A 20689-nucleotide genomic window follows, 5' to 3' on the forward strand; every position below is an offset into this window, starting at 1 on the left:
GCCCGGCCGAAGTGGCTCCGGAATCGGCGGCCGAAGTGATCGGAATCCGCAGGCAACGACAGCTGGCGCCTCAAGACCAGGGCTTGATCCACAATCTATTCAACCTCCCCCAGACCCCCTCCGGGCAGCTGAATCTCACGCAGCTCACCCGGCGGCGACGCGCTGCGCTAGCTGATGGCTACGCGCCTCGCCGCCAGCCCAGGACAACCAACAGAGGGGTCAATTTCGGACGCCGATAGGGGGTCAATTTTCAACGCCGTTTGACACTTCCAGGCGTCGAGCGGCGTCTCGCCACCAAGGCCTCCGTGAGGGGTTAGGTGATACTTTCCGAGTATCTCGTGCGCGAACCAGGCGTGTAGCTCGGAAACGAGAACACTTGCGGAGCCCACACTGTCGTAGTCGCCGCGGGCCTTCGGACTATTCTGGGTTGCTCCAGGTAGGACCCGGCACTTGCCCATGAAGGTGCCAATCACGCGCTCCACGTGCGCCCCCCAGTGGGGCCGTCGCTGACGACGGAATTTGGGCTTTACACCTTGGTCGCGCAGGGCGGACTGAATCACCTCCGCCCGGAAGTCGGCCCCGTTATCGGTATGGACGATCTTCGGAAGGCCCTGTGCAGGCCATTCATAGTCATACCCGTGCAGGTGGAGCCAATCGCTCTTGCTGCTGACCGCGAGGTCGATCACTGCGCCGGTTCGCAAGATCGATGGTGGGTCCAGGCCCACCCAGAAGGCGACCACCATGCGCGTGCACACGTCTATAACCACGGTCAGCCACGCGCGACCGATAGGCCTCCGATGCTCGCTATCGACCACGATCACGTCCGTCAGCGTGTGGTCGATCTGATAGATCTCCCACGGCTCCATAACCTCCAGCCGGCCCGGGTGCGGAGTGGCGCTGTGTTCAGCCGCGCGACCATCGCGACGCTTGGCGACCACTCGCGCTGCAATTTGGTCCCTGCGCCGGATTACCGATGCACGGGACGGTCGTGAGTAGCCTTCGGCCTCGCACTGATCGCCTGCCAACTCGGTCGTCTCCGAGAGGGGCGACTTGGACGGCTGGAGGTAGTGCGTCTCCAGGTGATAATCGATGATCTCGACCTGCCTGGGGTGTAGACGCGACACTCCCTTGGGATAGCCTCGCTTGGCACCAACAAGAACTCGGATGCTACCTGCGCGGCCCCCAAGGGCTCGAAGCTTTCTGTAGATGGTCGAAGGGTGGCGATTGAGGCGCCGGCTCGCAGCTTCGACGTCAGCGCGCGTCCTGTGGAGAAGAGCTGCAAGATCTCGAAGAACGCTCAACTCTTCGGCGGCTCGCTCTTGCTCCTGCGGCGACAGGGACCTCAGGGGATCCCAGGGCTCATCACCCGGGGGGAGGTGCTCAGACATTTCCGCCCTCCCCCTCAATGGCGCAATCGAGGTCTCGTTTCGTCACTATTCGCCAAGCGAGGACGGTCCTGTCTGCGGCGACTACGAAGATGGCGTAAGCGCTCTGGGGCCTGCTGCCACGATCAGTGATCGGTACCGGCATGCGTGCTATCTGGATGCTTGGGCGAGTTGGAGTTGCGCGGCGACCAGGCCGCGGTGTTCTGGCCATGACTTCTCTCTCCCTGCCGCGGTCGCGGCATGGTTTAGGTCAAGCAAGCTCGTTCGGTGCGAGCGCCCGCTTGACAGCTTTGCGATGGCGGGAGAAGGTCAGCGCGTAGGTGAGATATCTACACGAGCATTCCGGGCCGGCGCTTTGCAGAGCTCCGGCCCTTTCCTCTTCCCGAACTTAGTTGATTTTGGCCTCCTTCCTGCTTGGTAGGATATCTTGAGTTTGACTCAATAGGCGCGACTCCAAAGAATCCACCCGAGAGTCAACGAACGATACTCCACCGCTGATCGCGCGCAAGTTATCCACACGACCCGAAGCGTTGCCATTCCGCGGAACGACATAGCGATAACTATCGCCCCAACCCGCGATGGTGAAACAATAGGGGGTGAGCGGAATTCTGAATATGCCCCATATTTATGGCGTATGTTCCATAACTCCGCTCGGGCATATGTGTACTTAGAGTAATCGCTGGCGGTGCCCCACTCGAAGTCTGACGGAGGACGCTCGGGGCAAGGCTGCTCTGCCCCACAAGCCGACATTGCGATCGGCCAGAAAGCGGACACTCATGCGATGGCTACTTGCAGCGACCTTGGTGCCAGCATGCGATTCCGAAGCCGCCTGCTGGCCGCGCGGACGGACTCGCCGCACCAACTAGGGTCATGGCCGCGACGCCGACCCGCACCACAAACCCCCTGCCCTTCGAGCACCTAGAGCCGAAGCGGTTCGAGGACCTCGTCCGCCAGCTCGCATACGACTTTCGGCCGTGGCGGCAACTTGAGGCGACCGGCCGCGCCGGCTCCGACGCCGGGTTTGACGCACGCGGCTGGGAGGCGCGCGACCTCACGGCGCGCGGGGTCAGCGACGCGCCTGTAGAGATCGAAGGAGAGGCGGAGGACGCCGCCGCCGAGGGTACGGATGACCGGCTCTGGCTGATCCAATGCAAGCGGGAGCGCACCATCGGCCCGACCGCGATGCTCCGGCATCTGGAGGCGATGCCGGCTGAGACATTCGAGGGCCTGTATGGCCTGGTCTTCGTCGCCGCGTGCGACCTTTCGAAGGCCGCGCGCGACGCGTGCCGCGACTGGTGCGGCGCGCGCGGGGTCCAGGAAATCCACGTCTGGGGACAGGGCGAGCTAGAGGACCTGCTCTATCAGCCAAAGAACGACCATCTGCTGTTCGCCTACTTCGGCATTTCACTCCAGATTCGTAGGCGGAGCACGGCCACGGCGCTGCGTCGGATCACGACCGTGAAGCGCAAGCTCAAGCGGCTGCTAGACAAGGGGCAAGGCTGGCCGGGTACGCCGGTCATCGTGCGCGACCCCGCTGACACCCGTTATCCGTGGACGGGGCGCGAAACGCTCGAGAGCGGCCGGTTCCTGTGGCGGCCGTTCGCGATGAAATCGCTCGGCCCCCAGGGCCTACGGCTAGTCGTCCGCTGCTTTCACGGCTTCTATCGCCCGGATACGAAGGAGTGGGACGTTGCCTCGGCGCTCAATCGCGCCGTGCCGCACGAGGCCGATCACCTTTGGCGGGATGCCGACGCCTCATCCCAGGCGCTCTCCGACCGGGTGATCGGCCCTTGGTCGCGGTTGCCCGAGCATCAGCAAGTCTTCCTGTTCTCCCTACGCGACCTCGCGTACGAGGACATCTTTGAGATCGACGAGGTCGGCGACGACTTCTGTGAGCTGCCCACGATCTTCGCGACGTTCCGCGATGGTCAAGCACCCCTAGCCGAGACCGGCGACGCCTACTTCGATCTGCGCCACTTCCGGGAGCGGGCCGGCATACGCCACGAGCACCGGGTCCGGCTCTTCGCAGACGACGTGCGCGACGCCGCGTGGGAGAAGCGCTGGGCGGACGCGACCGGTGGGGCGCTGCCCGACGACTTCCATGAGGTCCAGATGAGCAACGGGACGCTCTGGCGGCGGGACGGGACGTTTCAGATCGACCAGGAATAACTCGGCCTGGGTCCGGGGCTGGCCAGCGGGCGAGTCTAATCACCTGCGGCCGTTCGGCGTTCGCTTAGCGCCACAAGCTGACATTGGGATCTCGCCCCAGAGCGGACGTTGAAGCGAGTTGTCCTACACGGTCCCCCCTCGACCATTGAAGGACCACGCGAACCCTGGGGATGGCGGAAGTGCGAAACAGGATCCGGCCGCGGTCGAGAGGCGGGCTTCCATTCATCGGTCGCGCGGATGGTCAGGGCCGATAGCCTCTCGTACGGTGGCGGGCATGAAGTGGATCACCATCGAGCAGCTAGATATCTGGGCCCAAACCCTGCAGGCGCGCGCGGATCTCCCCGAGCTCGTGGCAGATCTGATCCGCGCCTCGGCCCCGGCCATCAGCGATATCCGCTTCCCGAGTGGCGGAAAGGGTCAGGTACGGGGCTTCGACGGCTGGCTTGAGGCCGTCGGTGTGCCGCCGCACGTGCCTGATGGCCGCTCCGTCTGGGAGTTCGGAGTATCCGGCGCGACCGGAACGAAACTGACCGCGGACTACGACAAACGGACGACGGAGGTGCCGGCGGAGGATCGGAAGGACCTCACCCTTGTGTTGGTCACGCCCTTCACGTGGGATGACCCCAAGGTGAAGGTCGTCGACTGGGTCGACGCGAAGAGGGCTCGGAAGGACTGGAAGGACGTCCGGCTGCTTGAAGGCCCGCATCTCATCCACTGGCTGGAGGATCGCCCGTCCGTCGCGGCGCGCTGGGCGCGGAAGATCGGTGCCCGACCTGCGGACGTCCGCTCTACCGATCAATACTGGGACGAGTACGTGCTCCGGTTCCAGGAGCCGCTGAGCGAGGACATCCTTCTCTGCGGGCGGGAGAAGAGCGCCGAGGTGGTCATCGATCGGTTCATGGGCGGCAGCGGTGCCGTCTCCTTCGTGGCGGACTCGCCGGAGGAGGTGGTCGCCTTCGCCGTCGCGGCCATCCGGAAGGCGGAGCCGGCCAAGCGCTATTATCTTGAGGCCCGGACCCTGATCGTCGACACCGAAGCGGCGGGGCGCGCGCTCTGGGACGAGCAGCAAGGCGTGTTTCTGCCCCGCGGCCAGGCCATGTCGACCATCCCGATGCTCGCAAGCAGAGGGCCGACCCTGAAGGCGGGCAGCTTTGACCGGCCGAACCAGGACGCCGAGATTCTCGAGCGCCCCTCCGCGCACGTCTTGGCTGACGCTTTTGAGAAGATGGGGCTCGAGCCGGATAAGGCCGCACGCGTGGCGCGGGATTGCGGCCGCTCTATCACGGTTCTGGAACGAACCTTTCCTGGCGAAGGCCACGTGGAGCCACCTCGCTGGCGCGACGAGGGCACCAAGCTTCTGGCGCCCTTGCTGGCTATCGGCTGGGACGCTCGGCACGACAACGACCGGGCCATCCTGGCCGCGCTCGGCAACCGAGCCTACGAAGACATCGAGAGCGACCTCCGTCCGCTCCTGAGGACGGAAGACCCGCCGCTGGAGCAGAACGGATCGGTCTGGCGCCTACGTGCACCAGTGGACGCCTTCGTCCACATCGCGCACCGGCTGGGGTCCGTAGACCTGGATCGATTCCGTGCGGCGGCCATCAAGGTCTTATCCGTGGTCGAAGCCGATCCGAAGCCTGGCGACTACCGTCGGCTCGATGAGGAGCGACAGGAGACCTACAGCGAGTGGCTACGCAATGGGCTATCGACCACCATCCTGCAGATCGCCGTGCTGTCGAAACCGGCCGGCCTGAGCTTGAATGGCGTTCCGCCACAAGACTGGGTCAACGATCTCGTCCAGGCGCTCAACCTCGACCAGGGTCACCGGCTGCTCGCCAGCCTGCGCAATCAGCTGACCTATCTGATGGAGGCAGCCCCGGTCCCTTTGTTGGGAGCCCTCGAGCGTCTGCTCGAGGGTGACAAGATCGCGCCGCTGTTCGAAGAAGTCGAAGGGCCGCTGTCGCCGTCGAGCCGCCACACCGGCCTCCTGTGGGCGCTGGAGATGCTGGCGTGGGATCCAGCCTATCTGGTGCGGGTCTGTGATATCCTGGCCCGGCTGGCTCTCGTGGACCCGGGCGGTCGCCTCACCAATCGGCCGACGAACAGCCTGCGCGAGATTCTCGTGCCCTGGAGCCCCAACACGTACGCCAGCGATGCGTTGCGTCACGCGGCGCTCGAGACGGTGGAGCGCCGAAGCGCAGACCTGAGCTGGTCCGTCTCACTCGCGCTCCTCCCGCGCGACCACGACGTCAGCACGCCGACGCCAAAACCACGGTTTCGAGAGGCGGGCCAGGAGCAGGCCGTCACACCCACCTATGAGAGCCTAAGTGTCTTCTACACGGAGCTTGCCCGCCGTGTGTTGAGGCTTGCGCAGGGGCATGCTCGCAGAACGGCTGAGCTGGTGCCCCACCTGGAGCGGTTCGGCGGCGCGCCTTGGGATGAGGCGATCGCCCAGATCAACGACTTCATGGCCCACACGCCGGCCGAAGAGCGTCGGGAGGTGTGGGACGCACTGGTCGAGCTAAGGGACCGGCACCGAAGGTTCGCCAGCGCCGAGTGGGCGATGAAGGTCGAACATCTCGCCCAGATCGAAGCGCTGGTTGACGCCTACATGCCCGCGGACGCCACGGCGCGCTTCGGGGATCTGTTCGACGATTGGTTCCCATCGATCGGCGGCGCGGCCGATCCCGATGAGGCAGCCATCCTTGAGGCGCGGCGCGCGGCCGTGCGCGAGATTCTCGTCCAGCCCAACGCGGCCGAACACTTGGTCGACCTAGCGGCGCGCTCCAAGCTGCCTTGGTCAGTCGGCCAGGCAGCCGCGTACGAGATCGACGATCTAGACGTACTGGCGCAACTCCTATCGGTGGCGTTGCGCGATCCCACGACTGAACGCGTCGGCTTTGCCGCGTCTGCTTCGTCCACTGCGCGAAAGCGGCACCCGGACGCTTGGGCTGCACGCCTGAAGAAGCTCATCGAAGACGTAACTCTGTCGCCGGAGCGCTCCGCGCAGCTGATTTTGTCCTGGCCCGAAGCCGACGATACCTGGGACTTCGTCGAGAGCCTCGGTCCCGAGGTGGACCGGCAGTTCTGGACCCGCAAGAGAGCCTTCCGGCTCGATCCCGGTGGCGCGGATCTCTTTCGGACGGTGCGGAAGTATGTCGAGGTCGGTCGGCCGGGTGCCGCGCTGGATGCGGCTGGGGGACGTTTGCAGGAGCTAACGCCTGCGATCGTGTTGCGGCTGCTGGACGCTCATATTGATGAGATCGTGAGCGGCGGTGGCGACGGGGCAGACGCGCCTATGGCTCATTATCGCTTGGAGCAAATCTTCGGCTTCTTGGACGGCATCGGCGAACTCTCCTTGGAGGAAGTCGCTGCGCGGGAACTGCGCATCTTCCCCCTACTCTCCCACGCGAAGCGACCGCTGGCGCTTCACGCGCTTATGGCCAAGAGCGGGGCCTTTTACGCCGAGGTTCTGGCGCTCGTGTATCCGCCCAAGGCTAAAAGCGACACCGGGGAAGCCGAGACTGGCGAGCGCCAAGCGCGCGCGAAGGCGGGGTTCCGATTGCTCTACGATTTCAAGCGGTCGCCCGGGATTTCCAGCGACCCGCCGATGATGGACAAGGATGAGGTCCTTACCTGGGTCGCCGACGTTAGGGCCGCCAACACCGAGGCCGAGCGGGCCGCGCTATATGACGTCTACATCGGCCGAGCCCTTGCCCACGCGCCCCTCGATCCCGATGGCGCTTGGCCCCACCGTGCTCTGCGTGACGCCCTCGAGGTTCTCGCCGCCCACGACATCGAGCGTGGGGTCGCGACCGAGCGGTTCAACATGCGCGGCGTGTTCATGAAGGCGATGTACGAGGGCGGCAGTCAAGAACGGAAGCTCGCCGCCGATTATCGTGAATGGCGGGACCGCGCCGTTGCCTGGCCACGGACCGCGGCGCTACTCGAGGACATCGCGAGCCGCTGGGACGCGAATGCGGAAGATGCAGACCTTCGCGCCCGTCAGGACCTGATGCGGGACTGAAGTCGGATGCTGTCACCAATCGGCGAGGCTCTGTGGCAACCAGGCCGCAGTCGCCGAGGGCGTCTGGCAGGCGGACGGTGCTGCCACCGCTAATCGCCAGCAGCGTACCTTAGGAGCGGGCCGCGAAGCGGACGCCTAAAGGCTTAGATCAAGGCCGCATCACCGTTCAAGAAAGGTGACGTCGTCATAGACGAGGGCCCAAGGTGTGAGACCGCCACTCGCTAGAGTGATCGTGAAACGCAGGGGCGAGCTAGCCGTGCGCTTGGCCGGCGGGACGGTCGCCAGCGTGATCTTCCCGCCGAACCTCGCCATCAGAAGATGGGCGACCAAGTCCTCCACAAAGCAGCAGGTCCGGTCCAGCATCCGTTCGGCGAAACGCGTCACCGGCACCCCCCGGATCTCCGGCTCTTCCGGCACGACCGCGTCGGGTGAAGTGCGGTAGGTGACCCGAGGAAGCACCCAACCTTCATGCTCGATCGCATTGCGCGCCAGCACCAGTTCCTCTGACCAGCCCCGCGTCTGGCGCAGGTAATCCGCGAGGCGCGGATCGGAGTGGCCGAGGCGCGCTAGACCACTCTCGCACGCCGCCGGCTGCTGGAAGAGGAAGCCGATTTCCGCGCCCAGCAGCCGAGCCAGGCTCTGGAGATTGTACTTGGAGACGCGGACGGCGCTGATTAGGAAGTCGGCGACCTCCCGCCGTAGCGGCTTGTCGATGCTCTCGGTGATGCGGATGGCCTGACCGCCCCTCTCGACGACCTTGCCGGACGTGACGGCCTCCAAATGATCCCGCCACAGCCGCGTCAGGTCGGTGACATTCTCCCGACAGGTCGACAGCGACTGGTGCATCGCCTCGAACAGCCGGTCGAAAGCGAGCCGGCCGGCCTCGTCTTCGCTGTAGACTTGGTCCCGAAGCGTAAGTAGGCCGAGCATCAGACGCGCGATGTATGGCGACGCCGTCCCCTCGTCGCCCCCCTTCTGCAAAAAGAACTGCTCCTTTGGCTGATGGAACCGCAGGTTCGAGCGCCCGCCGGCGACGCGCAACAGCTGGGCGAACCCACCGCGGTCCATCGGCAGCACCGATGAGACCTGCAGGTCGCCGGGCTGCCGCAATACGGTCCAGCTGTTGGGCTTCAGGCCCGCGAACATCAGCAGTCCGCTGAGCGGAAACTTACCTGTGAGCACGATCACGCCGCCGTCCTGCCATGGCACGAAGCGAAGCGCCGCCAGCGGCTCCTTCGCCCCAGGGCTCAGGATTTGGACGGGCACCTCCGGCACCATTCGATCCCGATAATACTCGTCGGGAACCGGCTTCAGGTCGCCGGCCAGATTGTACTGGAAGCCGCTGACCACTATCGCCTTGCGGTCGGCCGGATCCGGCTTCGGAAGCTCGGGGATATCCGTGGGGCGACGAAACAGCTGCAGGTGCTGAAGTAGCCAGGTTGCCGCGCCCGTCGCGGGGCCGTGGCCACCGACGGTCATGGTCAAGATGACATAGATTCCGGGCTGGTAAGGCAGGCCGTTGTCCGGGGTTGGCGGGAACCAGCCCATAAGGGCGGACGTGCCGGGAAACTGGATGCCGTACTCCAGGGCGCAGACGCCGTTGATCACGAGACGATCGAGCCAGAGCCCCCCCGGCGTCTCGGCATTCAGCGCCTGGAGCCGCTCAACGATCTGCTCCACGGTCCCATCAATGGAGCGGGCGAAGACGAGTCCGAGCGTGCCGTTCGAGGCATCGTTTGGCGTATCCCTGTGCTGGCCCTTCGCCAGGCGTTTGGCGGATGCGATCCGCGCATAGGCCGCCGTGAGCGACTCCTCGGTGAGTACATCGACGATGTCCGCGACGGCCGCGACAGTGGACACCTCCGCATCCTCGCCGCCTTCGTCTCCAGCTCCGGGGTGGGTTGCGGCGATGATCAGCGGCAACGCATCGCTGACGGCCCCGGCGGCGTCGAACAGCCGTCCCGGGCGGATGCGGTACCGTCCGCCGACCAGCTCGGCCAACTCGCCACGCAAGGCGTCGGCGAACGCCTGGCCGGCGAGATCGCCGATCCGCGCGTCGAGCCCCCTCAGGCGTGTTCGGAAGTTCTCAGAGATCGGATCGGCCTCACAGCAACACGCCGCCCAGCGCGGATGAGCTGTCGACCCGCGCCGCGTGGTTAGGGCGGGCAGCCTAGCACAGCAGCAGATTCGGCTTGGGGACGCGCATGGCCAGCCCAGCGGGCCTTAGATGCCCTCTTCACGGCGTACGTCGGCTACAACAACAGGAGGGTTTTCTACTATGGCGGTGGGCTGCTGCCGGTAGAGAGCGTCAGTTTCACAGTCTTCGATCCCGCGCCGGCCGAACCCCTGTCAGAGCCGCCCACGCCGGACCCGCTCGAACGCATCTTCGCACCGTCAGAGGGCTGTTGTGGGCCCTGCTGGCAGCGGTCGTCCTGCTCGTGTTGAGTTAGCGCGGCCCATCGGTTGCCGCGGCGGTCGTGCCCGTGGCCTGTCCGGTGGCGTCACCGGCGGCAGCGGCAGTCGCCGAGCGCGTGGTCTCTTCGTACACGACCTGAGGGGCGTCTGGTGTCGCCGCCTTCGCCTGCGAGGGCGGCTGGGTCGCTGCCGACGAGCCGACCTTGCGGGTGGTCTCCGTGCTGGTCTTGAAGTCGCGAGTCACGACGAAGATCAGCAGAAAGGCTCCGAGCGCCCAGAAGGCGACGCCGGGGCCGTAGTCCGAGATCGTGATCTTGGCGCTGCCGGGCGCCGTGAGGTTGATCTTCCCCTTCTCGATCACGCCGTGGAAGTAGAGCCGATAGCCAATCCACAGTGAAGCGACCCCGCCCAGCGCTGCGATCCCGAGAATGATGCCTTTGACCTCGATGGGACCCATGTCGCCCCCTGACTTGCCGCCGAAACGATGCCACTCGTGCATCGAAGGCCCTGACGTTGCCAAAGCTGAGCAGTAAGGTCAAAGTTGCGGCGGTTGCTGGGCTTGGACGGCGGGCCATCTTGATCCTAAGCAAAATCGCCCGTGGCGCGGGCGTCGCCGCCGAGTGGATCATCCGCCTCACGACAACCTTTATCGGGGTGGCCGTCCTGATCGGATGCGCGGTCTCCGGAATGATAGAACCGTGGGCCTTCGTCGGCGTGCCGATCAGCGCCTACATCGTGCTCGGCATGCTGGTGCCGAACCACATGAGCAAGGCATTGAAGCGGACCGGCGCGCTGCTGAGCGAACCCTATAATAGGTTCTTCTTGCCCTACGTTGTTGAACCCATCGAGAGCGTTGCCGAGCGCGTCGTTCCCCTGGCCGGCAAAGCCCTGCTGGGCGTAGCGGGGTTCGCCATTGCTCTTGTCGGGATTGTCCTGCTCGGGTTTCTCGGGGCGGCGGCTTCCAAGAGCCTCGCGGCCCTGCCCGTGAGCGTCGCGGTCGTCGTGGGCGCAGTCATTATCGCGAGCGCGCTGGCGTCGAAACGGTCTTAGGTTCGTAGTTGCATCCCGCCGTCGAGGCCAATCCTGAGTCGCAGTTCGCGCGGGCGCATCAGGTCGTAAATCCGTCCGATCTGCCGCGCACTCGCCGAACGCGCCCGCGCCTGAACGCGGTTCGCGCTCCAGGCAAGAAAGTCAGCGGCCTGGAAGAGTGCACTGCGGCCGTCGTCTTCGAGTTCGGCAAGATCGCGCGGCGTGGCTCGGATCGCCTGCCCGTCTAGATCGAGGTATCCACCGATTGCCAGGGAGGCCTGCCGTGACTGACCGAGCCATTCCATCCGGGTCGCATCACGATCAACCCAGAAACGCAGGTCTTCGTCCCGAACCGCATGCATGAGAGGTAGCGTCGCCGCGTGAGCGCAGAAGGCCCCGAGTTGCTTCTTGCCAAAAATGACCCGGGGAAATGGATCGTCCGCCCGTTGCTGTGCAGGGAAGTCTTTGAACCGGGCAATTGTCACGGTGAGACCTGAGGCTTCTGCGGCCAGCAGCACTGCGACGTCGCGGTAGATCTTCAGAACATCGGCGAAGCCGAGATGGCCGAGCCCAAGGCGCTCCCGCTGATGGGAGTGGAAGAGCTGCCTGCAATGCAAGGGCGCACTGCCGAGGCCATGCCTCGCGCGGATGTCCGTTAGCCCGGCGATGATAGCAGGAAGGTCCGGTTCCGCTACGCAAACGAACCCATAAGTGGCGTGCGTCTCGCCTGCGCACTCGTCACCGAACGCGTCGTAGCGCTTTCTGGTGGCATCCATCACGACCGAGATGAGCGATCCCTCCGATTAGCCTTCGTCGTCATCCAACCGATTGAGATAGGCGACGAACGCCTCTTGAGTGGCGAGGCAAGCGCGGCCGATGAGCGAGTCGACGGCTGCCGGGTACGCGTTGAGGTAAGTCCGTCCAATCCTGTCAGCGATCTTGGACTCCCGGTCTGCAGAGACGGAGAGGCTAGCTTGGAGTCCATTGTAGAACGCCCGGATCATCCAAGCCTGCGCAAACGTAAGATTGGGCGCTCGCTCCTCAAACGCCGAGAAGCTCTCATTCCATCGGCTGGGTAGCTCGCCCCCGAGTTCGTAGACGGCAGCCCGAACGAGGAGATACGAACCGTTGAACGTCGCGATCTCCTGGGCAGTGAAGCCCGTGGGCTCTGGCGAAGCGAGTTCCTTGCGGAAAGGCGGCGCCGCTCTCGCCTTCTTCTTGAACAACCCGAACATCTCACCCCCTCCCCACGCGGCAAGACACTCGCACTCAATTTGCGATCTTGTGAATAGAACAAGTTCGACCAGTTTCAGACGTTCAACCCCAAACTGCCGATAGCCCCCCTCGCGCCCCAAGCAGGTGTCTTGCAAACCTCCGTTTGCGGGCCGAGTGTTTGGTCACCCCGTCGACCAGTCCAGTGGGAACGAGCGGGTCTCCCCTGCCCTGTGGGACGTCCGCTATTGGCGCGCAGCTACCCGGGCGATCTCGTCGTGTCCCCTCTGACCGGCTTGCAAGTTTAGCTTTTCGCCTCAATCGCCGTTTACCGCGCTCACCTATCCTCGGCTCAATGAGGCAGCATTTCGCGATCGCGATCTTCACCGGTCTGGTTCTCGCCGGCGGCGCGGCGGCAGATCCCTGCACGGCGGTCCCCGATAGTGGGCCGACCCCAGCGCACCTGAAGCCGGGCGCGCGCTTCAGCGGGCCGGTCACCTACGTGGGAGACGGCGATAGTCTATGTGTCGGGATGGGCGCGTCCAACTCGACCTGGGTGGAAGTGCGCCTGAGCGACTTCTTCGCGCCCGAACTCTCAGCTCAAGGCGGTGCGGAAGCTCGCGACACGCTCGAGCAACTCGTCCGCTACAGGCGAGCGGATTGCATCGCCGAAGGACGCACGCACGACCGGATCGCGGCGCGCTGCACGGTCGATGGACGCTCTATCGGCGCAATGATGCGCGCCGCCGGCATCGGGGAAGGAGGGAACGGGCGTAAAGGTCCGCCCGCTGTGGCCGCCGAGGCTGTTCCGTCTAGCGGGCGAGGAGCCTTCCGCAATTGCGCTGAAGCTAGGGCGGCAGGTGCGGCACCGCTTTACCGCGGTCAGCCGGGCTACGGCGCGCACATGGATGGAGACGGCGACGGCATCGCTTGCGAGCCGTATCGCCGGCGCTGAAACGCGACTGCTCGTGCGGCGCAACGCAGCCGCAGTCAGGTAGTGAGTAGCGCTTGGAGCATTCTAGGCGATCGGTCGTGGAGTCACCGCCTGCGGAGCGCTGGCGGATTGTTTGCCTTGGCTTCAGTGGCCGCGCCCCAGCTCTGCAGCCAGCGGGCAACCTTCTCGTGCGGTACACTTTCGCCGATCGTCACCGCGCGTCTGCCCCGCTCCACGGCTTCGGCTTCGGTCTCGTTGTTCATCCATCCGGGCACTTTGCGCATACCAAAGAATAGCACCGGGGCTTCTTAGGGGAGAGGGTGTTATCAGGCCTCCGCGGGTGGGTTCCATCCCGCCTTCAGCAGCGCCGCTTCGGCGCGGCGGGCGTACTTCTCGTAAGATTGCCACAGGCATCGGCCGCGGGCGTCCTGCTCGTCAGGATCGGCGCTGCAGAACGCCCGGGCGATGATCTCGTAGGCTGGCTTCGGCGGTTGCTTGTTGCGGGGCATCTACTCGTCTGGTGTCCAGCGAGGCTCACCCTCGCACCAGTCCCAAACGCCCAGAAACTCCACCGAGTCCGCCGCACCCCGACCCACGGCAACCGAGGTGTGGTCGGCCGTGAGCACGTGCTTCACGTCACCGACGGCGGTCGCATCGTCTCCGAACGTGGTAAGTGTCGTGTGCTGATGGCCGTCCTTTGCGCCTGTGATGACGAGCGTGTAGGTCGGCATTGCTATCCTCCCGTCATTGAGGCTTCCCGAGTGGCCTGGTGTCAGGACGCAGGTAGAGCCGGGCAGATCCATCTGGCAGAAGCTCGAAGCTCAACCTCTCAAACGTGGTGTCGATCAAATCGCGCTCAGTGACGATGAGTTCGCCTCCGGCTTGCTTCACCATGGCCGCCATCACCCGCAACATCACTGCGGCCTGAAGCTGCTTGTAGCGCGGGTCTTCGGGGTCGAGCTGCAACATGGTGGCGCTATGCCGTCCGTAGCTCGAAGCGGTCGGGGCGGACCTGCCGTAGCAGCGCCTCGGCGTCTGCGCTCGGATCGAGCCAGGTCGCCCATTCGTGCTGCTCAAGGATGACTGGCGCGCGGTCGTGATACTCTGACAGCCATCCGGCGGAGGGGCCGGTCATGATCGCGAAGCTGGTGACTTCGCCAGCGTCAGGGGTGGCGCAGCGGTCCCAGAGGCCTGCGAACCAGATAGCGCGGCCATCAGCCCGCGCGAACCGATGCTTCACCTTGGCGCCAGGTTGGCCCGTCCAATCAAACCAAGCGCTCGCTGGGACGATACAGCGGCGCTTCTGGAAGGCGCCCTTGAAGGTGCTTGCCGTCTGGCACGTCTCCACGCGGCAGTTGAACGTCGTGAGCTTGAAACCGTCGTTAGCCCCCTTCGTCGTGTCCTTTAGCGGCTTGCCATTGCGCCAAAAGGGCACGAGGCCCCATCGCATCTTCTCCAGCCGCCACGCGCCATCTTCGATGCGAGCCGTAAGCTGCGGCGTGGTGGGCCGCACATCGTCGTGCGCCTCAAGGTTCAGCGGCACCGTCGTCAGTGGGAGGAACAGCGAGAGCTGGGCGTGGATGTCAGCCCAGGTCAGGTGAGACGTGTCGAACCTGCCGCACATTCCGGCATAGAACCCAGCGCAACTGCATCCGGCAAGCCGCCCTTCCGAACGTCAGCCATGGGCGGGGAGCGGACGTTGAGCTCGGTCCGGCAAGCGGAAGTTCGCGTCGGCGGCCGGAAAGCAGACCTCGCTACGGTCAGCTAAGGGTGGAAAGCAGACTCAGCGAGGCGACGAATAATCGACCTCTTCCTCACCGAAATGGCGGCGCACCACTCGTGGACGCCGCTCATGCAAGGCTTCATCACGCGCGAGAGCGTCGGGGTATTCGAAGTCCATGTTGAACCGCCCCGCTTCAATGACCATCGTCATCGTGGCCCATCGACGCTTAAGGTCGTGCTCCGCTTCCCAATAGCTGTAGATCAGGTTCCGCAGAGGCTCCGGCGCGAAACGGAAGCGCACACTCTTGTCCTGAGCACGAGAGAAGATGTCCGCTGAGATCACGCCATCCTCGACCTCCGCGTAGAGCACAATCTTCCCGTCAGGGTCGTGAGCCGCCTCTATCGTTCCCTGCCCGATCATCTGGACCGGATCGTCGACGGGTGCGGCTGTTTGGCCAGTCCCAGGACGCGCCGTTTTCGACTTGAAGAACTTGGATAACATCATGTCCTCGCAGTCTGATTTTGCGATTGGCGAGGAACGTCCGCAATGGGTCGAAGGCGGACGTTGGCTTAGGGCGGCGAAGCTGACCCGCTGAACGCCAGCTAGGTGTGTTTGGCGACTGGCGCTGCGGCTGCCACATCATCCCGAGACAGCTAGGTTCTAGGCTTGAAGGCGCGCGCGCCGCTTACTGCAAGGAAGGCGTAAGCGGTCAGAGATGTTGCAGCGACCCAGAGCCCGACCAGCCTTGCGCAGTCCAGCATCAGTTCCTGCGCAGGCTGCGAAATGCCTCGACAAGCGATCCGCGGGCCGTCCGTGTAGCAACCCAAGGCTCCATAGCCGAACAAGAGAAGCGCGGCGGCGGCGGCACAGGCCGTGTTCGTGAGGAGAAACAGAGTTCTTGTCGCTTGGAGCGAACACATACGTGCCAACAGGGCAGTGCCACCAATGATCGCGAGCACCCACACAAGAAAACCGACATAGAGAAAATGGTGCAAGCCTGCGAGCAGAGGATCGATCACGCCCGGAACTGAAATCCACACAGCAATGAAAATCAGCGGCCATAATGCAGGCGCGAGAAGAAGACCTAGGAAGATCCTCATCGTACGAATTGGCCGGAAATCCAGGTTTCGTTCACAATCAGCGCCCCGCTGTCGGAACCTACGTGACTGGGAGGCCAGGTCAACTTACGTCTACTACGGGTCGGCAGCCGCTCTCGTGGGTCTCGCGGGCAGCGGACCTTCCGAACGTCCGCTTCCGATCCATAGCTGACGTTCAGCAGGGCGGGTGAGTGGCGTCGGACCGCCGGCCTGAATGTCTGGTTCCGGCCGCGACGTGAACGTGCGCAATTGGCGCATCTCGGGCATTCGCCGGCTTCACCGAGGAGGGCAGGGTCAGCCGCTAAGCAGACCCCACGGAGGTCAGCGAAGGGTGGGTAACGGACTTTGGTTCTCGACGATCCAAACAAGAAGCCGCCACGGCGGCGGCTCAGCACCGGAGAGCAGCTGAGGTACGCGCTCCGTGAGCTATCAAGCCGGGCTAAAGATTACGGCACGTCGCTGCGGCGGTTCTGCAGACCCAAAACTCGCGCCGCTTCGTCGAAGGGCATCTGCGCTAACCACCTGTTAGCAGCGGCCAGGCCTTCAAGGCCCTCGAACCGGAACCCAACCTTGCCCGGCTCGGGGAACGTGTAGGTGACTCCATTGCTCTCGTATTTGGCGCTGGCGACACGCATCAGAATAAGCCGTGCGCGCGGTGGGCGCGGGTCGGGGAAGATGGCCTGAAAGGTAGTCGCAGGATCCACGATCGGCAGCCCGCGCCGCACCTCTCGCTGCACGTAGTACGCGACTTGATCAGCCATCTCCAAAGTCGGCAGCCCGACGGCTTTGTCCACGAAGGCGGTCACGACCTGCCGCTCGACCCCATCCTCCTCGTGGCCCGACTCATCGAGAGTGAATGCAAGACCCGGGAACGTCTCGATGATCTTCGGCGAGAGTCGCTGGGAGGTCTCGAAAACGATTGCGAGATCCTCAGGCAGTTTAGGTAGCTGACAGACGTGGTCGACGACCTCCTCCATGAGGAAGCCACGCATGGCGTTAAGCGCGTCGACCCCCGGCAGTGTCAGCGGTGGTGCTTCGCAGATGTAGCTGAACCGGCGGAGCTGCGAGGCGCGGAAGAAGTTGGCTATCGCCTCCTCCTGGGCGCCGGTAAGCCTGTCCCGCGACGCGTGCAGGGCAACATGCTCACCGCCGAAATGCTCGCGCTTCATGCGTCGCCACGCGCGATCTGCGCGCAGTATCTCGGTGCCGAAGCCCGCAACACCAGCGAACCCGAAGAGACCATGACCCTGCCAGGTCTCAAGGCCTGTCTCATCGACGTAGATGCGATACGAACGCCCGACGAGGTGGTCGTCGGTCACCGGTAGGCTGCTCAGCGTTGCGCGGCCCGAGGCTCTGCGACGCGTAGGATCAGATGACGAATCCATGGCCTACATTACCCCATCGCGGTCGCTTCAGCGGCCAGGGGCTCCGCGGCGGACGTTCCCTCGGCCTCCCCGCGAGCGACGTTTGGAACGTCAGATCTGGGTGGAAGGCGGACCTTCGGCTGAGTAGGCTGATCTGATGAAGGGCGCGGTCATCGTCCAAAAGCGTGAACGCAATTTCGAAGTTGCTCATCGGATTGAAGCCGGTGAGCACCACATCGAGGTCTCAGTGGGTTCGTCGTTCAGCGAACTCTACTGGGACATCCCCGCAACGCGTTTTGTCTCCGAGCCCCACCGGTATGAGGATGTGCCCGAGGTGCTCCGCACCAATGGCGCCGCGTGGCTCTTAGATGTCATCCCTCAGCTTGCACGGGGAGCCGCGCTAGATTCGGCAGACCTCGCAGCACTCGCCGAGATGCAGACCTAAGCCGCATCTGCGAGAACGTCCGCTATGGGTCGGAAGCGGACGTTCGCGCTAAGCGGAGTAATTGGATAAGGCGGAAGCTAGCGCGCTGATCTGTTCGCTTCGAGAGCCTCAAGCGGCTCCTCGTTATCTCCGCTGAACCGACCTCTCCGGGTGAAAGCACTCAGCGCCTTTTGGGCGGCTTGGGCCAACCGGTCCCAAGGCTCCGTGCCGATAAGGTCCTCGATAGACCGCGGCATGGGATCAGGTGTCTCGTCGGCTACTTGCTCCCATACCTTGTGAAACGCGCGGATCGCCGAGTTTTCCTCAGGAGTGAACACGGGCTGCGAGTACCAGTCCCAGTCCGTAGCGGTGACCGAGTCTTCCCAGAGGTTGATCATCTCATCTGGCACGCAGGCGACGGGCACAGCGCTCTCGAACTGGCGCTGTTCGTCAGCCGACGCAGCCATCTCGAGATAATCAATGATGTTGTTGCGTATCCGCTGCCGTAGGAGCTGATCGGAGATGCTCTCGGTCATCGCAGCATGTTGGACGCGGGACCGCGTCCTCACAAGCTGACCTCACCAACGTCAGCTTCCGACCCGTTGCGGAAGTCTGCTGATCGCACTCTCAGTGCGCACCGTCTTCGGCGTTGCCACGCCTCGCGGCCTCCACGACTTGCCGTACGGCGGCTACGATTGCGTCAGGCCTCGTCTGGCCGATGTAGTGGCCGGAGTCGACGCGCCGTTGTTCACCACGGCTCGAAAGCGCCGCGATGGCAGCGTGGCCCTGGGCCCAGAGCGCAGCACGAGCGGCCTTTTCGCCATCGGGAACGGTGGGCGGATACGTCTGTCCGACGGCGGTCAGCACGACCACAGGCAGGTCCCCGAGCTGCCGTCGGTGACGTTCGACCTCGGCTGACGAGGCCTCCTCGGAATCCAACTCCGAGTTGATGGTGCGGTGCATGTCCTTGTCCAGCTGCCGGGCAAGCACGACCTCCCGCACGGTGGCGGGCAAACCCTCGGGTGGGGGCGGAAAACAAGCGGTGAAAGCGGGCGCGGTTGGCCCCAGTTCCCCAGCAATGACGCGGTCGGCGCAAGACCGCCGCTTGGCACGCGCCGCCGCTCCCGACGCTGCCATCGTGGGCGCGATCTGCGCCACGCGGCGATCCCAGTGAGGCACTGAGGGATCCACGAGCACTATTCCGGCTACGTCAGATCGATGCAGGTAAGTGAAGAGCTCGACATTGAACCCAGCCAGAGAGTGGCCGACGAGAATGAAGGGACCGTCTATCCCAGCAGCTTCCAGCATCGCCTTCTCGTCGGCGACCATCGCCATGGCGTCGCGCGGGAGCGGGCCGGGCGAGCTGAACCCAAGGCCCGCACGGTCGAAGGCACAGACTTGAGTCGTCTCAGCAATCTCGGCCTGCACAGTCGCCCAGGCGCTGGTGCCTTGCCCAGCGCCAGCGTCAAGGATCACTGCCGGCGTCCCGGCTCCCAGGCAGAACAGGTTCATCCTACGGCCGTCGGGCAGCCGGACCAACTCTGCGGGCGTTGTATAGGTCTCCATCGGCACGGCGGGCGCCGCAGCGGCGAAACCAGGCAGCGTAAGGATCAGGACCGCGATATTGAGTAGCAATCGCATTGAAGAGATCCGTGAGCTGCCTTCGAGGTCGGCGCTGCACGAAGGCAAGGCGCTCCGAATTGGTCAAGGTCCAGCGTCCGCTATACACCCATTGCTGACCTTCAGCTGATGAGTGCCGCTGTCTCACAAAGGACCGTTTTCCGGACCCCTGCCGATTGGCGACGCCCCTCCCCTGGCTCACCTGAACGTGAGGGGTCCGACAACTCTGTCGCGATATCAAAGCCGACGATTTGGCCGCCCCACCGAGTTTTGCGACACTCACGCACATGCAGATTGGCTACGCCCGCGTCTCGAGCGCAGACCAGCGTCTCGACCTCCAGATGGACGCACTCACGCGCGCAGGGTGCGAACGGCTATTCACGGACCACGCCAGCGGCGGTCGAGCGGATCGCCCTGGTCTCCTCGCTGCCCAGTCACACCTTCGCCGCGGCGACACTCTCGTGGTCTGGAAGCTCGACCGCCTGGGGCGCTCGGTTCGCCAACTGGTGGAGCTCGTAGCCACGCTGGAAGCGGACGGCGTTCACTTCGCCAGCATTACGGACGGGATCGACACGGCCACGCCGGCGGGCCGCTTTTTCTTTCATGTGATGGCCGCCCTGGCCGAAATGGAGCGCGATCTGATCCGCGAGCGCACGACCGCGGGACTTCGCGCGGCGAAGGCGCGTGGAAGGCTCGGCGGACGTCGACCCAAGCTGACGGCGCAACAGCTGGCGCACGCCAGGAAGCTGCTTGCAGATCCAGACACAACCGGCGCGGAGGTTGCCGAGACTTTCGGCGTCGCCAGATCGACCCTCTACCGCTCCATCGGACGGCGGCCGCGCGGCAGATCGCGGACGAAGATTACGTCCGATGTATCGTCCGGCCCGGCGGCCTTGGGAGATGGAGATGCAGCCTAAGCTAAGTGTGCGCATGCCTGGCGCAGCGATTTTCTGGTCTGGACTTCTCGCCATCGGTGCACTGCAACTAGGCGGGGCGGCGCTGATAGCTGCACAGCCATCGAGACAGGCCGAGCGGGCGCAGAAGGAACAGCTCTGTGCACAAGCGGTCGATTGGGTTCTGAGATCGCGGGATCAGGTCACGTTGGAACGTGGCAAGTACCTGATCCGCGAACTCGACTGCGACATCGTTCGGAACAGCCTATCGACGGTGCTCTGACGTCGCGTCGAAAGGGGGCTCCGATCGGTCGAGCTGCACGGCTGTCGATCCAGCGACCTGACTCAATACACCTGCGAACACGCATTCGCGGAGTTTGAGTGACAACTTGCGGGA

22 protein-coding genes are annotated in these 20689 nt (G+C 64.4%); 7 read left to right on the forward strand and 15 right to left on the reverse strand.

From position 1 onward, the window contains the following. Positions 1-167: 167 nt before the first annotated feature. On the reverse strand, positions 168-866 hold the full coding sequence (locus tag ACE3Q8_RS15445) for a hypothetical protein (protein ID WP_374471180.1): 699 nt from the start codon (positions 864-866) through the stop codon (positions 168-170). A 1389-nt stretch (positions 867-2255) separates the two neighbouring features. Here ACE3Q8_RS15445 and ACE3Q8_RS15450 point away from each other — a divergent pair. Further along, positions 2256-3554, forward strand: a complete 1299-nt coding sequence (locus ACE3Q8_RS15450) for a hypothetical protein (protein ID WP_374471181.1) — start codon at positions 2256-2258, stop codon at positions 3552-3554. A gap of 274 nt (positions 3555-3828) precedes the next feature. Continuing rightward, positions 3829-7581, forward strand: a complete 3753-nt coding sequence (locus ACE3Q8_RS15455; RefSeq protein ID WP_374471182.1) for a hypothetical protein — start codon at positions 3829-3831, stop codon at positions 7579-7581. Positions 7582-7740: 159 nt separating this feature from the next. Here ACE3Q8_RS15455 and ACE3Q8_RS15460 read toward each other — a convergent pair whose 3' ends face one another. Further along, entirely contained in the window at positions 7741-9582 is a 1842-nt protein-coding gene (locus tag ACE3Q8_RS15460) for a hypothetical protein (protein WP_374471183.1), read from the reverse strand. A 445-nt stretch (positions 9583-10027) separates the two neighbouring features. Then, the gene (locus tag ACE3Q8_RS15465) at positions 10028-10453 is read right to left on the reverse strand and encodes a hypothetical protein (protein ID WP_374471184.1); all 426 of its coding nucleotides are present in this window, start codon (positions 10451-10453) and stop codon (positions 10028-10030) included. Between the two features lie 119 nt (positions 10454-10572). Here ACE3Q8_RS15465 and ACE3Q8_RS15470 point away from each other — a divergent pair, with 119 nt between their 5' ends. Continuing rightward, on the forward strand, positions 10573-11046 hold the full coding sequence (locus ACE3Q8_RS15470; protein ID WP_374471185.1) for a hypothetical protein: 474 nt from the start codon (positions 10573-10575) through the stop codon (positions 11044-11046). Here the strand turns inward: ACE3Q8_RS15470 and ACE3Q8_RS15475 are convergent. Next, on the reverse strand, positions 11043-11804 hold the full coding sequence (locus ACE3Q8_RS15475; protein WP_374471186.1) for a hypothetical protein: 762 nt from the start codon (positions 11802-11804) through the stop codon (positions 11043-11045). The two genes, ACE3Q8_RS15470 and ACE3Q8_RS15475, sit on opposite strands and share 4 nt — an antisense overlap. Positions 11805-11828: 24 nt before the next feature. Beyond that, on the reverse strand, positions 11829-12260 hold the full coding sequence (locus tag ACE3Q8_RS15480; protein ID WP_374471187.1) for a hypothetical protein: 432 nt from the start codon (positions 12258-12260) through the stop codon (positions 11829-11831). 332 nt (positions 12261-12592) lie between these two features. Between ACE3Q8_RS15480 and ACE3Q8_RS15485 the strand changes: the two genes are divergently transcribed. Further along, complete coding sequence (locus ACE3Q8_RS15485) at positions 12593-13192, forward strand: thermonuclease family protein (protein WP_374471188.1); 600 nt, start codon at positions 12593-12595, stop codon at positions 13190-13192. An 83-nt stretch (positions 13193-13275) separates the two neighbouring features. Here ACE3Q8_RS15485 and ACE3Q8_RS15490 read toward each other — a convergent pair whose 3' ends face one another. From ACE3Q8_RS15490 to ACE3Q8_RS15525, 8 genes are all read right to left on the reverse strand, one after another. Then, positions 13276-13434 (reverse strand): hypothetical protein, encoded by a 159-nt coding sequence (locus tag ACE3Q8_RS15490; RefSeq protein ID WP_374471189.1) that lies wholly within the window; start codon positions 13432-13434, stop codon positions 13276-13278. 63 nt (positions 13435-13497) lie between these two features. After that, positions 13498-13680, reverse strand: a complete 183-nt coding sequence (locus tag ACE3Q8_RS15495; RefSeq protein WP_374471190.1) for a hypothetical protein — start codon at positions 13678-13680, stop codon at positions 13498-13500. After that, positions 13681-13902 (reverse strand): hypothetical protein, encoded by a 222-nt coding sequence (locus ACE3Q8_RS15500; protein WP_374471191.1) that lies wholly within the window; start codon positions 13900-13902, stop codon positions 13681-13683. It abuts the gene before it with no gap. A gap of 13 nt (positions 13903-13915) precedes the next feature. Further along, positions 13916-14140: a hypothetical protein gene (locus tag ACE3Q8_RS15505; RefSeq protein ID WP_374471192.1), complete on the reverse strand. Its 225-nt coding sequence runs from the start codon at positions 14138-14140 to the stop codon at positions 13916-13918. A 7-nt stretch (positions 14141-14147) separates the two neighbouring features. Continuing rightward, positions 14148-14795, reverse strand: coding sequence for an SOS response-associated peptidase (locus tag ACE3Q8_RS15510; RefSeq protein ID WP_374471193.1), 648 nt, complete (start codon positions 14793-14795; stop codon positions 14148-14150). Between the two features lie 159 nt (positions 14796-14954). After that, complete coding sequence (locus ACE3Q8_RS15515) at positions 14955-15395, reverse strand: hypothetical protein (protein WP_374471194.1); 441 nt, start codon at positions 15393-15395, stop codon at positions 14955-14957. A 152-nt stretch (positions 15396-15547) separates the two neighbouring features. Further along, entirely contained in the window at positions 15548-15994 is a 447-nt protein-coding gene (locus tag ACE3Q8_RS15520; protein WP_374471195.1) for a hypothetical protein, read from the reverse strand. Positions 15995-16437: 443 nt separating this feature from the next. Further along, positions 16438-17310 carry a hypothetical protein gene (locus ACE3Q8_RS15525; RefSeq protein ID WP_374471196.1) on the reverse strand — a complete coding sequence of 291 codons (873 nt, stop codon included), beginning with the start codon at positions 17308-17310 and terminating at the stop codon, positions 16438-16440. A gap of 202 nt (positions 17311-17512) precedes the next feature. Between ACE3Q8_RS15525 and ACE3Q8_RS15530 the strand changes: the two genes are divergently transcribed. Continuing rightward, on the forward strand, positions 17513-17800 hold the full coding sequence (locus ACE3Q8_RS15530; RefSeq protein ID WP_374471197.1) for a hypothetical protein: 288 nt from the start codon (positions 17513-17515) through the stop codon (positions 17798-17800). 77 nt (positions 17801-17877) lie between these two features. On the opposite strand, the gene ACE3Q8_RS15535 is transcribed toward ACE3Q8_RS15530, so the two are convergent. Together ACE3Q8_RS15535 and ACE3Q8_RS15540 are read right to left on the reverse strand one after the other, a co-directional pair. Further along, positions 17878-18315 carry a hypothetical protein gene (locus ACE3Q8_RS15535; protein WP_374471198.1) on the reverse strand — a complete coding sequence of 146 codons (438 nt, stop codon included), beginning with the start codon at positions 18313-18315 and terminating at the stop codon, positions 17878-17880. Positions 18316-18406: 91 nt separating this feature from the next. After that, positions 18407-19420, reverse strand: a complete 1014-nt coding sequence (locus ACE3Q8_RS15540; RefSeq protein WP_374471199.1) for an alpha/beta fold hydrolase — start codon at positions 19418-19420, stop codon at positions 18407-18409. Between the two features lie 266 nt (positions 19421-19686). Between ACE3Q8_RS15540 and ACE3Q8_RS15545 the strand changes: the two genes are divergently transcribed. Next, positions 19687-20316, forward strand: coding sequence for a recombinase family protein (locus tag ACE3Q8_RS15545; RefSeq protein ID WP_374471200.1), 630 nt, complete (start codon positions 19687-19689; stop codon positions 20314-20316). Further along, on the forward strand, positions 20306-20575 hold the full coding sequence (locus tag ACE3Q8_RS15550) for a hypothetical protein (protein WP_374471201.1): 270 nt from the start codon (positions 20306-20308) through the stop codon (positions 20573-20575). The genes ACE3Q8_RS15545 and ACE3Q8_RS15550 overlap by 11 nt, the downstream gene beginning before the upstream one ends. Positions 20576-20689 lie beyond the last annotated feature (114 nt).

Origin of the sequence: Phenylobacterium sp., assembly GCF_041913825.1 — a bacterium.
GTDB lineage: Bacteria > Pseudomonadota > Alphaproteobacteria > Caulobacterales > Caulobacteraceae > Phenylobacterium.

What these genes read in the sequence shown, in the direction of transcription:
- ACE3Q8_RS15445 (WP_374471180.1), bottom strand. Translation starts at nt 866, where the DNA reads ATGGAGCCGTGGGAGATCTATCAGATCGACCACACGCTGACGGACGTG.
- ACE3Q8_RS15450 (WP_374471181.1), top strand. Translation starts at nt 2,256, where the DNA reads ATGGCCGCGACGCCGACCCGCACCACAAACCCCCTGCCCTTCGAGCAC.
- ACE3Q8_RS15455 (WP_374471182.1), top strand. Translation starts at nt 3,829, where the DNA reads ATGAAGTGGATCACCATCGAGCAGCTAGATATCTGGGCCCAAACCCTG.
- ACE3Q8_RS15465 (WP_374471184.1), bottom strand. Translation starts at nt 10,453, where the DNA reads ATGGGTCCCATCGAGGTCAAAGGCATCATTCTCGGGATCGCAGCGCTG.
- ACE3Q8_RS15480 (WP_374471187.1), bottom strand. Translation starts at nt 12,260, where the DNA reads ATGTTCGGGTTGTTCAAGAAGAAGGCGAGAGCGGCGCCGCCTTTCCGC.
- ACE3Q8_RS15485 (WP_374471188.1), top strand. Translation starts at nt 12,593, where the DNA reads ATGAGGCAGCATTTCGCGATCGCGATCTTCACCGGTCTGGTTCTCGCC.
- ACE3Q8_RS15490 (WP_374471189.1), bottom strand. Translation starts at nt 13,434, where the DNA reads ATGAACAACGAGACCGAAGCCGAAGCCGTGGAGCGGGGCAGACGCGCG.
- ACE3Q8_RS15495 (WP_374471190.1), bottom strand. Translation starts at nt 13,680, where the DNA reads ATGCCCCGCAACAAGCAACCGCCGAAGCCAGCCTACGAGATCATCGCC.
- ACE3Q8_RS15500 (WP_374471191.1), bottom strand. Translation starts at nt 13,902, where the DNA reads ATGCCGACCTACACGCTCGTCATCACAGGCGCAAAGGACGGCCATCAG.
- ACE3Q8_RS15505 (WP_374471192.1), bottom strand. Translation starts at nt 14,140, where the DNA reads ATGTTGCAGCTCGACCCCGAAGACCCGCGCTACAAGCAGCTTCAGGCC.
- ACE3Q8_RS15510 (WP_374471193.1), bottom strand. Translation starts at nt 14,795, where the DNA reads ATGTGCGGCAGGTTCGACACGTCTCACCTGACCTGGGCTGACATCCAC.
- ACE3Q8_RS15515 (WP_374471194.1), bottom strand. Translation starts at nt 15,395, where the DNA reads ATGTTATCCAAGTTCTTCAAGTCGAAAACGGCGCGTCCTGGGACTGGC.
- ACE3Q8_RS15520 (WP_374471195.1), bottom strand. Translation starts at nt 15,994, where the DNA reads ATGAGGATCTTCCTAGGTCTTCTTCTCGCGCCTGCATTATGGCCGCTG.
- ACE3Q8_RS15530 (WP_374471197.1), top strand. Translation starts at nt 17,513, where the DNA reads ATGAAGGGCGCGGTCATCGTCCAAAAGCGTGAACGCAATTTCGAAGTT.
- ACE3Q8_RS15535 (WP_374471198.1), bottom strand. Translation starts at nt 18,315, where the DNA reads ATGACCGAGAGCATCTCCGATCAGCTCCTACGGCAGCGGATACGCAAC.
- ACE3Q8_RS15540 (WP_374471199.1), bottom strand. Translation starts at nt 19,420, where the DNA reads ATGCGATTGCTACTCAATATCGCGGTCCTGATCCTTACGCTGCCTGGT.
- ACE3Q8_RS15545 (WP_374471200.1), top strand. Translation starts at nt 19,687, where the DNA reads ATGCAGATTGGCTACGCCCGCGTCTCGAGCGCAGACCAGCGTCTCGAC.
- ACE3Q8_RS15550 (WP_374471201.1), top strand. Translation starts at nt 20,306, where the DNA reads ATGCAGCCTAAGCTAAGTGTGCGCATGCCTGGCGCAGCGATTTTCTGG.